Origin of the sequence: Nitrosopumilus piranensis (assembly GCF_000875775.1) — an archaeon.
Lineage (GTDB): Archaea > Thermoproteota > Nitrososphaeria > Nitrososphaerales > Nitrosopumilaceae > Nitrosopumilus > Nitrosopumilus piranensis.
The window spans coordinates 1,008,518-1,020,431 of sequence record NZ_CP010868.1; the positions used below are offsets into that span (position 1 = coordinate 1,008,518).

Below are 11,914 nucleotides of genomic sequence, written 5' to 3' on the forward strand. Positions count from 1 at the left end.
TTTTTTGGCTTTTTAAACTAATGCCTTGGCAAATTCCGAAATTATTTTATCCCAATTTTTTGCTTTGATTATACCACTTGCAACTAGGATTCCTTTGGAACCTAATTCCACTGCCTTTGAAACATCTTTTCCAGAAACAATTCCTGCTCCACAAAGAAGTTTTGTATTGTTTTGTGCACTTTTTACAGCAATTGTTGCTTCTGTTATCAATTCTGGTCTTTCAGTTGATACAGCTTTGCCTGATCCTATGAGTTCTGGTGGCTCTATTGCAATATAATCTGGATTTAGTTTGGCATATTTTTTTGCCTCTGCCACATCTTTAACACAAACAATTGATGTCATCTTGAGATCTTTTAATTTCAATACTAATTTTTGAATTTCCTTTGATGTAATTCTGTGTTCACTGTGATTGATTAACGATCCATTCACTTTTGATTTTTTTAACAGTTCTGGAATTACAAAACCTGTTGTGCTTCCCACTTTGGAATTATCTACATGTTGTGCAAAAATTGGAATTGAACTGGTAGCTACCACTCCAATTAGATGTTGAGGTGGACAGATTGCAATTTTTATTTTAAATTTTTTTGAAATTTTTTCAGCAGTTTTTACAAATTTTATAATTTTGTCCCCTGAAATTTCTTCATAATTTTTACAATTGATTACAAACATCTTCTTTGAGCCTTCTTGTATTGTATTTAATCTTTAATTAAATGAATCAACTTGACGTTTAAACACCCTTTTTACCATAATATAGCGTGAAAAAATCAGGTACATTAAACAAGTCTCGATCAATCCTTATCTTTGAACAATATGTTCAAAGCCCTAAAACTAGAGAGCAATACCTGTATCATTTAACCAAATTTGCAGAGCATTATCATCTAAAATCCATTGATTCTATCTTATTCTTTGACATCAATGATCTAAAGGAGAAAATTGAGGACTATGTTTATTATTCAAGAATGAGGGTAAAAGTGTAAGCTATATCCGTTTGATTCTCTTTGCATTACAGTCATTCTGTGATGCTAATGATATTGAGGGGGTTAATTGGAAAAAAATTAGAAGATTACTTGGTAAAAAGCAGAAACCAAAGAAATCAAGACCTTTTACAACTGATGAAATCAAACTCATGTTAGGTGTTACAAAAGAACTTAGAAGTAAGGCAATTCTTTTGTTTCTAAGTTCTTCAGGTGTTAGACGAGAGGCTTTGACAGAATTAAAGATAGGACATCTAAAAGAAATGCCAAATGATTGTCTAGCAGTTACGGTTTATGCTGATACTGATGAAGAATACATTACTTTCATCAATAAAGAAGCTAAAGAAGCACTACCAAGATACTTTGAAAAAAGAAAGAAGGATGGAGAAAGTTTAGATCCTGATCACCCTGTATTTAGAACAAAGTACACATTAGCTATTTCAAAACCTAAAGTTGTTTCTGAAAAGACAGTTTCAAATTTAGTTCATAGAGCAAAAACAAATTCTGGAATCAATCTAAACGATGAACCAAATATGTTGTGTCATGCCTTTAGACGAAGATTCAACCCAATTCTAAAATTAAACAACAATGCAAACAACCCCTTAATTGAACGCCTTATGGGCCATGATATGAAGTTGGATAATGCTTATTTTCAACCAACAATAGAAAATCTATTTGAAGAATATCAAAAGGGCGTATCAAATCTAGTAATCGATGATAAGGAACGAGTCTTAGAAGAAAAGAAGAAAGTAGAACAAGAAAAAGAGGAACTAATCAAAATAAAGGAAGAAAATGAGAATTGGCAAAAGAAATACGCCCATGAAAGAAGAAAACAGTAAACAAAATATTATACAAAAGAACAGGTTGACGAACTACTAAAAAATCTAAAAAAATAATCTGAACTCGAATGAAGTTTTATCTTCGTTAACATCAAAATTATAACAATGAGTTTATTTGTCCAAATGAAAAAAAGTTCAACATTATATTATAGAAAAAAACATCATCTATGCCGTAACAAAAATGACAAGTGCGGGTGTGATTGTCACCTAGTCGAAAAGAATCAACACAAACTAGACCAGGGGGTCTAACTTGGGGCGTTTACTAAAAGCACGAAAGCGAGCACAAAATAAGGTTAATTCCGCTAATCGAATCAAGCGTGACATCGTTAAACAGGGTGGGCGGTTCATATCTTCAAATGATAGAAGCAAGCAACAGGCCGACCAACAACTAAAGGACGCCTCGCTTAATGATCCCGTAGCACAGATTAACGCCTTAGAAAACCAATTTGTAGCAAGCGGGGATTAACCCCGGCAGAAATAGACGGCATCAATAAAACCCGAAGCGGTCAGGGGTTTAGAAAAGGATCCAGTAAGCAAACTATTGAAGTAGTAAAGAAACAAATCCGCGATAGGGTATCAAGGGATGCTCAAATAAAACAAGCAAAATTAGATAAAATTAAACAACTAGAATCTGAAATTACAGCATTAAAGAAACCCGCTCGCGCTTCATGTCCCGGCCGTATAAGAATCGCAAAATTGCGAAGTCAATAATAAAAGAAAAAGAGCAAGCAATAGTAAATTTATGTGGGGATCTTATAACCATTGATAAAAACAATAAAATCACATTACAAAAACAACAGGCAAAAATAATGAATGAATATTCTAATCTCCGAGTTGCTTTCTACAGTAACATCAAACCGAATGAACTATAATTTTTGTAAATGTTTGTTCAAATGAACACATAATTTTGATGTTTGTTCAAATGAACATTTTCTAATTTAAATTTCAACTGTAAAATATATTCAATCCAAATTGAAACAAATAATAAATACCATGAAAATAATAGCATCATACTATAATATTTGATAAATCATGGTAAAAAAGAAACTACAAAGATTTGATCTCAAAGTTTTACTGCGTCTGCTTACTGTAATGTATGAATCTGGCCATGAAAAGAGGACAAATCTGGCGCTAAATGCAAAGCTTAGCTATGATACATGCGTATCATATCTTGAAATGTTAGAGTTTTTGGGATTTGTAACCAAGACCAAGAGATACCCACATCAGGTTTATGACATTACCGCTCATGGAATTTTACTGTGCAAGAAGAAACTTGATGTAGAGTTTGACAAAAAATATAACGCAATTCCGACAATTTTGGAATGACACTCACCATGTAGATACTATCTATGTAGATAGTATGTGATTGAGTAGTATCCATATAACGAGCGCGGCTTATTAGACTATTCCAATATTGGAAATGACAATGACTAGTAAAACGAAAATTTCATTGGCTTTAGTTGCAATTGCAGCTGCAATTATTCTTCCAGTATCCGCAATCAGTATTGATGCTGCTCCAGATACAGGAAATAATGCAGCCTTGGCAGAAACTGAACGAATCAATAAAATCGCAGAGCCATATTTTGCAGCAAAAGATCAATTGAATAGAGCCGAATTTGAACTAAAAACACTTCAAGCCAATGGCACATCAGCACAAGTATCTGACAAACAAACTCAGATAGATCAACTAAAAGATGAACTAGTTAGTTTGAAAAAAATAATTGCTGAAGCTGAAAGAGAAACAATTGAAAAATACAAAATTGAACCAATTCTGGAGAAGAAACTAAGAACAGCACAATCTTCTATTGATCACAAAGATTTGCCAGTTAGTTCTACTTCTGTGAGTGGATTAGAAAAAGTATTAATCATCAATTTAGATGAATCACGTTTTGAAGAAGGTAAAGATAGAGCATATTATGTTGCTTTATTTGAAGAAAGATTCTCCGACATACCTGTCAAAATAAGATTTAATGTTGCTGTGGCTGAAAGTTGTAATGGTGTAGGAAGTAACTGTGATCCATTAGTAGGCGGAATCAAAATTGAAGCAAAAAACCACGGTTATTGCTCAATGGCATTACCAATTGAGCGAAATGGTGTTGATGGATTCCTTACTGCTGCTCATTGTGTAGATGATGGTTCAGGTTCAGCTGATGACGTTTTCCAACCAACAGAAGATTGGCTTGGATGGAACAAAGTTGGAGATGTATCTATCATTGCAGACAATGCAGATTGTGACTGTGCTTGGGTAGATCAAAGCAGTTCTGAAACAAATGAAGAAGCTGTTTGGGATGGTTATAACTCATGGGAATATATAACAAGTTATAACAACAGGCCAACAAGTGGAACATATGTTCTAGTTCATGGTGCAACAAGCTCTTTAGGTTGGACAACAGTAGATGATCCAAATTCATCATGGTATAACCCTGATACGGGAATTACTTATGATGCAGTTCTTACAGTAGCTCATGTTACTGCTGGTGGTGACAGTGGTGGTGCATGGACTAATTGGGATTCTGATGAGTTTATGGGAATTCATGCTGCAGGGGATTCTGCAGGTTCCTATTTCACACCTTGGGAAAACGTCAATGATTCAACAACCGGTGTAGGTCCATTAGGATAAATCACCCTTTCTTTTTTATTTTAAAATATGAATATTCTAGTTTATATTGCAATTGCAACAATTACTGTAATAGGTATCGCAATCAGTGTTATTTTCTTTTTGAATTTCACTCCTACTGAAAAATTAGAATTATGTGCCGGAATCTATGATGATATGATAAAAAATAAAAATTCTGAAGAATTACGGTGGCAATATGATGCAAATAATTGCTCAGATTCGATCTTGCAGTGGGCACCTCTAGCAGAATCAGAAGTGACAATTCCAGAGTAAAAAGACATCCACGATTATTACGTCAAGGAATAGTATTGGTGTAAGGATGAGCAATAATACCTTAATCCTGACTTGTAACCACAAGGCATGGGCAAGAATAAAGTCATACTGCGCAGAAGCAGAATCTCAAATTATCTTGATGAACATGAGACAGTGGGAATTGACCAGCCAAAACCAATTTCTGAAGAACTTGGAATAAACTATGACACTGTAAAAAATGACCTGCGTTGGTTTGACAACCAGTTAAAGAATAGACTCAAGGGGATAATCTACATGTGTTTTTGAAAAAGACTTTATCCAAAAGAGACCGCATACACCAAATCCAACTTGAGGTAAAAGAGATTGCAAGAAACAGCGAGGATCCACATGTGCAGCTAAAGGCATACCATGTTGAACTCAAGGCAATACATGACGAGTTTGATATATAGTCTGATGGCATTGCTCTAATCCAAGACGAGTTAGAATCAAGGAAATGTGGCAGACAAAGCTAAGCAGGAAACTGTCCCAGAATAATGAATACTGCTCCTTTCCAGTACTGACATCCAACCTCTATGACTGGGCAAATACAGTAAGGACAAACATCGGAAACGAAAAAAGAAATTTCAAGAGATGATTGTTCTATTAGGATTCAAGTATTGAATTGAGAAAGATAAATCTGGACATCAAAGATAAAGATTATCTTGATTTTCTGCCAATCTGTATCGAGGAGGAATTATCAGTTGAAGATAAACTCAAAAACATCATAAAATATCATCTAATTACCTAAATAGGAATAGAGTAAAACTAAGGAATCAAAGATTGATGTAAAAGCCGATCAAATGGGGTTTAGCTCGTAAAAGCATTATCATAGCTTTAATTTAACCTCTTAATTTTCTATCGTATATTTTCTTCATTCCTAATACTATCATCATCAAGGCAATTGCAGCTACATTTGTTCCAATGATAAACACGTCTTCTACTATTATCCCATAAATCAGCCATAAAATTGCACCAGCTGATATGAATATCATCAAAAATTTTGAAACATCTTTGAGACTTTTTGTTTTATACCCCTTGTAGATTTGTTCTACCCATCCTGTTAGAATAAGAATCCCTGCAGTCACTCCTAGAATGGTAAGTAATGTACTGTCAACTTCCATTCTATTTTCACTAATTCCAGAAAAACTCGTCTAATCCTGTTTGCTTTGGTTTTCCCAAAATTGTGTCAAAATCCAAGTCCATTGATGATGTAATTTGCTCAAGTGTTGATTCCATAAATTCCATGTATTTTTTAGAATCAATCTCTTCTTTTTTTGCCATTTCTACAGGCTTTACTCCGGGTTTGTTTAGAATTTTGATGTATGATATCCTATCTCCTTTTTTTATTTCTCTTATGGACTCTAATTGTTTTGCTGCACGGATATGCTGTGGGATTGTCTTGGTGTATTCAGATGGAGCCTTACTAAGCATTACATTAAATGTTAAATCTTCAAGAGGAATTTCTTTTGACTCGACTTTTTTTCCACATGTTGCAATTTTTTCAGAGATCTGTTTTTTTGCTTTTTCAAAACCCTCCACTGTTTGAACTTCAGATAACACGTCAAGTAATTCATAAAATAATTTTTTGATAAATGGAGGAGTATGAGACTTTTTTCCTGTCAGTCCTTTAACGTCTACTTTACCTTCTTTAGTAACTCCCAGATAGTTTTTCTTTCTGTTACTTAGCACACAATATCTGTATGTTTTATCAATCTCTAAATCAACACCGTGATCTTTTTTTGCTTGTTCAATTACTGTTTGAATTTGTTCTTTAGTTGGATTTTTTATAAATAACGAATCTGTATCTCCATAAAGTACTTCAATACCTGCAGATTCACATTTTTTGATTGTCTCTAAAATTGTATGTCTTCCAATTGCAGTAGTGGCTTCAGCTGCAGGCAGAAAATATAATGGAAATATTTCAGCTCCCATTACCCCATAGCTCGCATTTAGAATTACCTTAAGTGCTTGACTTACTACTGTGTATTGCTGCCTTTGTTCTTCAGTTAGTGTCTCTTTTTTTGATAAACTCTTGTAGTAATTTACCCTCAGATCTCTTAATGAGCCAATAATCATTGATGTCAAGCCATTTCTCTTTGAGCATGTCCAGTGATTTGTTCCTGGGATTGAATTTTTTTTGCATTCTTCATGTGGGCATCTTACTGTTTCATACGAAAGGTTTCTGACTTTGATTATGCTTGGATACAGACTTGCAAAATCCATTACAACTACATCAAAATGAATTCCTTCTTTTGGTTCGACCACTAACCCTCCTCTGTATTTTTTATCTTTGATTACTGCATCTGACATCACTCCTTCTGATCTTCTTTCAAGTTCCTGCCTTTTTGGAATTAGGCAATTTCTTTTTCTATGCTCGTAATACAAAAGACTACGAATCCATTGAGATACTCCCATTCTTGCAATATCGTCAATTGGCATTCTTGCAATTCTTGAAATAATGACTAGTAACTGCATCAACAATTCACTGTTAAAACTGGTAAGCTCGTACGTCAGCAGGGCATCATTGTAACAATAATTTGCAGTCTGGTAGAGTGATAATTGATCAAACTCTAATCCATAGTCTATCTTTTCTTTTCCTAGTAACGCTTTTGAAACTTCGTTTAATGAGAAATTTGTATATTTTTGACTAAAGGCATAGATTTGAAATGATCTGTTTGAAAATGTTCTATACAAATCAAGATGAACCCCCTCTTTGAGTGTTGCAGAATCCCTCATCATATAAAATGGATTCTCTGAATTTTTAATCCCTAGTCTCTCTGCTCTGTTGTATAGATATGGCAAATCAAATTCATCTCCGTTGTATGTTACAACAAATGGAAATTCTTTGATTATCTTGAATGCATCATAAATCATATCTTTTTCTTTATCTAAATCATAAAATGTCACTTTGATGTTTTGATCTAATTCATTTGTACCTTGTTCTGTTCCTTCTGTTTTGAGCACAAAAATTTGGTCAAATCCATCTGTTCCCTTCATACCTATTGCTGTAACTTTTTTTTCTGCAATCTTTGGATCTGGTATTCTGCCAATTTCGGCTTCAACTTCTATATCTACACTTAGTCTTTTGATCTTTGGAATTGGTTGGTTAAGTAAATCTGCCCATTCAGAAACAAATTTTTTGAATCCTTCAGCATCTACCATGCTTTCACTATCAACCTTATCCCATAGCAAACTCTTTAGTGCAATCTTCACCTCGTCAGAAATTTCTAAATCATGTGGCTTTATCTTCCCACCAATTACTTCGTAATATTTTCCAACTATTAGCTTTCTATCATACAGATAATTCTCATAATACTTGATATCTGATTCCCATGTTTCAATTACATTTCTTATGCTTTTGTCTCCTGATGTTCCTCCAATTGCTAGCGGATCTGCTACAGTGATCTTTGACATGTCTATTTCTTTGTCTTTCATCAAATCATATCTCTGAACTGTTTTAATTTCTAAAACATCGTCTCTTTCTTGAAGAAATTCTAATTCCTCTGGTGCAAGTCTTGAGTAGCAATATGGTTTATGGCCAATCTCATCTTTCCACAAAAACAATTTTTGAGACTCTGGTTCGTAGAATTTTAGAACTGCTGATTTTGAATTGTTATCATACGTAGCTGATACTAACATAGCTGGTGGCATTGATTCAATTCTTTTTGATTCTTCCATATTGACTTGCATTTTATCATCCAGAATTGTATTTGTTAACTAGTTCTTGAGCCCATTTTGCAATTTTTGCTTTATCTAATTGTATGACTTCTACACCTGCTTCTTTTAGCAAGTCAAAGTCTGTTTCTGGATAAGAGTCAAGACATACAAATTTTCTAATGCCAATTGTAATTGCCATCTTGGTACATTCTAAGCATGGGACAAATGTTGTGTATAGTATGGCTCCCTCTATTCCTGCTTCTATGCCTAAAATTGCACAATGCATTATTGCATTAGCCTCTGCATGATTGCATAGACATCTATCAAGTGATGCTCCTGATTCTATTTTTCCCTCCATTCTTAATTGGCATCTTTTACATCCTCCTTCAAAACAATTTTTGATTCCTGGGGGTGTTCCATTATACCCTGTTGCCAACTGTCTGTGATTTCTGACAATAACTGCTCCTACTTGTCTTGTTACACAATTTGAACGCAGTTTAGCAAGTTCTGCTTGAAGCATAAAGTATTCATCCCAATTTGGTCTCTCAAAAGTACTCAACACATTTTCTGTTTGTCTGTTCAATATATGGATCGCGTTATGTGTAAGTGTTTTTGCGATCAATTCTCTTTAGATAAGTTGTACACAAACTACTTTAGCATCTTTGAAACTGTTGATTTGATGGCAAGCTATACAGCTGAAGTAAACGCAATTCATAAAAAATTCAATAATGCTGTCAAGAGAGCAAAAACAAAAAAATCTCTTAACCAAGCATATAGTGCTCATAAAAAAGCACATGAGCGTTTATTGAAGAAACACCTCCGTGAGGAGACTGCAATGATTAACAAAGCCAAGAAAAAACTAGACTAGTTTTTCCTGACTTTTTTTATTTTTGTTTACTACCTTAATGTTTAAGCATTTTATTTTTTGTTCATATTTTGAACTAATTCTAAGAATTTGTCTATGATTATTTTTGGTTGTGAGTCTGCTAATGCAAGCATTGCTCTTCCCATTTCAGAAATTATAACTTGTTGTTCTTGTGTAAGATCCTTTTTGATTGATTCATATTTTTCCAAATACTCTTCGACAACTCTCCAGTTAGGATCTTGATTCAAAGATTCAAGTAATGATTGAAAATATTCTTCATTGGAATTTTTATCACTCAACACACCCATCAGGTAATATTGAAATAAAAATGGACTCTTTTTGTCTAATTTTCTAGTTGAATTGCCGGTCTCAGGCACAGATTTTCATTAATCTAAATTGAATGGTATATGTTTGTCAATGGTCAACTACACGAAAGCATAAAATCAACAAATTACAAATTTTCTTTATACTTTGACTGAATTTATTGAAAAAAAATATGTAAAAAAAGGCTCTATTGAAAAACGAGATTATCAGGTAAACCTTGCAAATCAGGCTATTGATGAAAACTGTATTGTTGTTTTGCCTACTGGTCTTGGAAAAACTGCAATTGCATTACAAGTCATTGCTGAATTTCTATCTCAAGGAACTGGAGGTGCATTATTTTTAGCCCCTACTAGAGTTCTCGTCAATCAACATTACGAATTCTTAAAAAAAAATCTAGTCCTAGATGATATCTCACTAATTACTGGCGAAGATACTATTCAAAAAAGAACTAAGCTATGGAGCAATAGTGTAATTTGTGCAACTCCTGAAATTGCTAAAAATGATTTAGACAGGGGCATAGTATCATCTAATCAATTCAGTCTTGTAATTTTTGACGAAGTCCATCGAACAATTGGAGATTATGCATATTCTGGAATTGCAGAACGCTTTGTAAATTCAACTGCCAGAATTGTTGGAATGACTGCTACTTTGCCAAGTGAAAAGGATAAGGCAACTGAGATTCTCACCAAACTCAAAATTGCAAGTGTTGCTGAAAGAACTGAGAATAGTCCTGATGTAAGACCCTATACCCAAGAAACTAATACTGAATGGATAAATGTTGAACTCCCTCCTGAACTAACATCTATTCAAACATTGTTGAAATTAGCACTTGATCAAAGATATGAAACATTACGTAACAATGGAATCAAACTTGCTGAACAACAATCTCTTTCTGCATTGTTGAGAATTAGACAATTTGTTTTAAATCAAAACCGACGTTCTGCAAAACCATTATTCACTGCAATCCGAATTCATTACGCACTAAATATTTTAGAGGCCCATGGAATCACTCCTTTTTTGAAGTTTTGTGAACGTGCTCAAGCAAAAAAAGGTGCAGGTGTAAAGGAACTCTTTGAGGTTGATCCAAACTTTACTCGTGCAATACATCTTGCAAAAGAAGCTCAATCTCGAGGAATCGAGCATTCTAAAATCCCAAAACTAAAAGATATCATAGAATCTGTCCCCGGAAAGGCTTTGATCTTTACTAGTTACCGTGATTCTGTTGATTTAATTTTTAACAAATTGACTGAACTTGGAATTTCTGCAGGTATTCTGATTGGCAAAGCAGGTGAAACAGGGTTAAAGCAAAAAAAGCAAATTGAAACTGTACAGAAATTTCGTGATGGAGTTTTTGATGTTTTAATTGCAACACGTGTCGGTGAGGAAGGACTAGATATTGCAGAGGTAAACCAAGTAATTTTTTATGACAATGTCCCCAGTTCTGTCAGATTTATTCAAAGAAGAGGCAGAACTGGCAGAAAGGACACTGGAAAATTAGTAGTATTAATTGCAAAAAATACTATTGATGAAACGTATTATTGGATAGGAAAACGAAAGATGACTGCCTCAAAATCAATGGGTGATAAAATGACCAAAGTTTTAGAAAAAAATCAAGAAGTAACTTCTAAAAAAACAGGCCTTGATGCCTTTATCTAATTTTGATATTGTTTTGAAATGTTTTGAAAAACTTCTTGCTTTCTTTGAATGATTTTATTTTTCATTCCTGATTCTAAATGATGTGTACTGCTACCTTTTGCTACAAGTAGGTTTTCTAGTCTAATGTCAAACTGACTTTTTAAAAAATTTATAGCTTCGTCAAACCCTCCATCTAATTCTAAATTTCCAAATACATCTTTTGCTAAATTATTAATTGATTTTTCTAAATATGTCAAAATTTCATCTATTGTTTCTTGTGTTAGTATTGTCACTGCATTGTAAGTGTAAAATTAGCGTTTATTTTGTTTTGGTTTTTAATACTCTATGTTGCTAAAACAGATCAAAAACTAATCATCTGTTTGAAAATATTATTAATTAAAATCTAAATGAACTTAGCCAAGTCTTTTGATAATATGATATCCAAATTCTGATTTTACAGGTTCAGATGTCTCGCCAATTTGGAGTTTAAAGGCTGCATCTTCAAAAGGCTTTACCATCATACCTCTTGTGAAATATCCCAAGTTCCCATCTTTTTTGGCACTTCCTGAATCCATGGATAACTCTTTTGCTAATTTTCCAAACTTTTCTCCACTTTTTAGTTTCTCCATTATTGCTAGTGCTTCACTTTGTTTTGAAACAAGAATGTGTGAACATTTGATCTTATTACTCATTTACATTTCTAAATTATTCT

General features: G+C 33.7%; 15 protein-coding genes. 8 read left to right on the forward strand and 7 right to left on the reverse strand.

What is annotated here, in order from left to right; translation table 11 throughout:
* Nucleotides 1-12: 12 nt before the first annotated feature.
* Nucleotides 13-669, reverse strand: coding sequence for a triose-phosphate isomerase (gene tpiA, locus NPIRD3C_RS05915; RefSeq protein ID WP_148703272.1), 657 nt, complete (start codon nt 667-669; stop codon nt 13-15).
* A 319-nt stretch (nt 670-988) separates the two neighbouring features.
* On the opposite strand from tpiA, the gene NPIRD3C_RS05920 reads away from it, so the two are divergent.
* The 6 genes from NPIRD3C_RS05920 to NPIRD3C_RS10455 all read left to right on the forward strand — a co-directional run bounded on the left by NPIRD3C_RS05920 (nt 989) and on the right by NPIRD3C_RS10455 (nt 5,131).
* Nucleotides 989-1,813 carry a tyrosine-type recombinase/integrase gene (locus NPIRD3C_RS05920; protein ID WP_148703273.1) on the forward strand — a complete coding sequence of 275 codons (825 nt, stop codon included), beginning with the start codon at nt 989-991 and terminating at the stop codon, nt 1,811-1,813.
* 1,032 nt (nt 1,814-2,845) lie between these two features.
* Nucleotides 2,846-3,139 (forward strand): winged helix-turn-helix domain-containing protein, encoded by a 294-nt coding sequence (locus tag NPIRD3C_RS05925; protein ID WP_148703274.1) that lies wholly within the window; start codon nt 2,846-2,848, stop codon nt 3,137-3,139.
* 100 nt (nt 3,140-3,239) lie between these two features.
* Complete coding sequence (locus NPIRD3C_RS05930; RefSeq protein WP_148703275.1) at nt 3,240-4,433, forward strand: hypothetical protein; 1,194 nt, start codon at nt 3,240-3,242, stop codon at nt 4,431-4,433.
* A gap of 27 nt (nt 4,434-4,460) precedes the next feature.
* A complete protein-coding gene (locus NPIRD3C_RS05935) occupies nt 4,461-4,703 on the forward strand; it encodes a hypothetical protein (RefSeq protein ID WP_148703276.1) in 243 nt (80 codons plus the stop codon).
* 87 nt (nt 4,704-4,790) lie between these two features.
* Nucleotides 4,791-4,988 carry a hypothetical protein gene (locus NPIRD3C_RS05940; protein ID WP_148703277.1) on the forward strand — a complete coding sequence of 66 codons (198 nt, stop codon included), beginning with the start codon at nt 4,791-4,793 and terminating at the stop codon, nt 4,986-4,988.
* The gene (locus tag NPIRD3C_RS10455; RefSeq protein WP_160272880.1) at nt 4,985-5,131 is read left to right on the forward strand and encodes a hypothetical protein; all 147 of its coding nucleotides are present in this window, start codon (nt 4,985-4,987) and stop codon (nt 5,129-5,131) included. The genes NPIRD3C_RS05940 and NPIRD3C_RS10455 overlap by 4 nt, the downstream gene beginning before the upstream one ends.
* A 429-nt stretch (nt 5,132-5,560) precedes the next feature.
* Here the strand turns inward: NPIRD3C_RS10455 and NPIRD3C_RS05945 are convergent, their stop codons facing one another.
* The 3 genes from NPIRD3C_RS05945 to NPIRD3C_RS05955 are packed head-to-tail and all read right to left on the reverse strand — an operon-like array spanning nt 5,561 to nt 8,961.
* On the reverse strand, nt 5,561-5,842 hold the full coding sequence (locus NPIRD3C_RS05945) for a SemiSWEET family sugar transporter (protein WP_148703278.1): 282 nt from the start codon (nt 5,840-5,842) through the stop codon (nt 5,561-5,563).
* A gap of 10 nt (nt 5,843-5,852) precedes the next feature.
* Nucleotides 5,853-8,411, reverse strand: a complete 2,559-nt coding sequence (locus NPIRD3C_RS05950; protein WP_148703279.1) for a DNA-directed DNA polymerase I — start codon at nt 8,409-8,411, stop codon at nt 5,853-5,855.
* A gap of 4 nt (nt 8,412-8,415) precedes the next feature.
* Entirely contained in the window at nt 8,416-8,961 is a 546-nt protein-coding gene (locus tag NPIRD3C_RS05955) for a deoxycytidylate deaminase (protein WP_202812467.1), read from the reverse strand.
* Nucleotides 8,962-9,057: 96 nt separating this feature from the next.
* Here NPIRD3C_RS05955 and NPIRD3C_RS05960 point away from each other — a divergent pair, with 96 nt between their 5' ends.
* Complete coding sequence (locus tag NPIRD3C_RS05960; RefSeq protein WP_148703281.1) at nt 9,058-9,246, forward strand: hypothetical protein; 189 nt, start codon at nt 9,058-9,060, stop codon at nt 9,244-9,246.
* Between the two features lie 50 nt (nt 9,247-9,296).
* Here NPIRD3C_RS05960 and NPIRD3C_RS05965 read toward each other — a convergent pair whose 3' ends face one another.
* Nucleotides 9,297-9,620, reverse strand: a complete 324-nt coding sequence (locus tag NPIRD3C_RS05965; RefSeq protein WP_237087617.1) for a hypothetical protein — start codon at nt 9,618-9,620, stop codon at nt 9,297-9,299.
* A gap of 94 nt (nt 9,621-9,714) precedes the next feature.
* On the opposite strand from NPIRD3C_RS05965, the gene NPIRD3C_RS05970 reads away from it, so the two are divergent.
* Nucleotides 9,715-11,223, forward strand: coding sequence for a DEAD/DEAH box helicase (locus NPIRD3C_RS05970; RefSeq protein ID WP_148703282.1), 1,509 nt, complete (start codon nt 9,715-9,717; stop codon nt 11,221-11,223).
* Here NPIRD3C_RS05970 and NPIRD3C_RS05975 read toward each other — a convergent pair.
* Both NPIRD3C_RS05975 and NPIRD3C_RS05980 read right to left on the reverse strand, forming a co-directional pair.
* Nucleotides 11,220-11,495 carry a hypothetical protein gene (locus NPIRD3C_RS05975; RefSeq protein ID WP_148703283.1) on the reverse strand — a complete coding sequence of 92 codons (276 nt, stop codon included), beginning with the start codon at nt 11,493-11,495 and terminating at the stop codon, nt 11,220-11,222. The two genes, NPIRD3C_RS05970 and NPIRD3C_RS05975, sit on opposite strands and share 4 nt — an antisense overlap.
* A gap of 120 nt (nt 11,496-11,615) precedes the next feature.
* Nucleotides 11,616-11,894: a peptidylprolyl isomerase gene (locus NPIRD3C_RS05980; protein ID WP_148703284.1), complete on the reverse strand. Its 279-nt coding sequence runs from the start codon at nt 11,892-11,894 to the stop codon at nt 11,616-11,618.
* Nucleotides 11,895-11,914 lie beyond the last annotated feature (20 nt).

Coding starts and splice junctions, on each gene's coding strand:
- NPIRD3C_RS05940 (WP_148703277.1), top strand. CDS start 4,791: ATGGGCAAGAATAAAGTCATACTGCGCAGAAGCAGAATCTCAAATTAT.
- NPIRD3C_RS05945 (WP_148703278.1), bottom strand. CDS start 5,842: ATGGAAGTTGACAGTACATTACTTACCATTCTAGGAGTGACTGCAGGG.
- NPIRD3C_RS05950 (WP_148703279.1), bottom strand. CDS start 8,411: ATGCAAGTCAATATGGAAGAATCAAAAAGAATTGAATCAATGCCACCA.
- NPIRD3C_RS05935 (WP_148703276.1), top strand. CDS start 4,461: ATGAATATTCTAGTTTATATTGCAATTGCAACAATTACTGTAATAGGT.
- NPIRD3C_RS05980 (WP_148703284.1), bottom strand. CDS start 11,894: ATGAGTAATAAGATCAAATGTTCACACATTCTTGTTTCAAAACAAAGT.
- tpiA (WP_148703272.1), bottom strand. CDS start 669: ATGTTTGTAATCAATTGTAAAAATTATGAAGAAATTTCAGGGGACAAA.
- NPIRD3C_RS05925 (WP_148703274.1), top strand. CDS start 2,846: ATGGTAAAAAAGAAACTACAAAGATTTGATCTCAAAGTTTTACTGCGT.
- NPIRD3C_RS05960 (WP_148703281.1), top strand. CDS start 9,058: ATGGCAAGCTATACAGCTGAAGTAAACGCAATTCATAAAAAATTCAAT.
- NPIRD3C_RS05930 (WP_148703275.1), top strand. CDS start 3,240: ATGACTAGTAAAACGAAAATTTCATTGGCTTTAGTTGCAATTGCAGCT.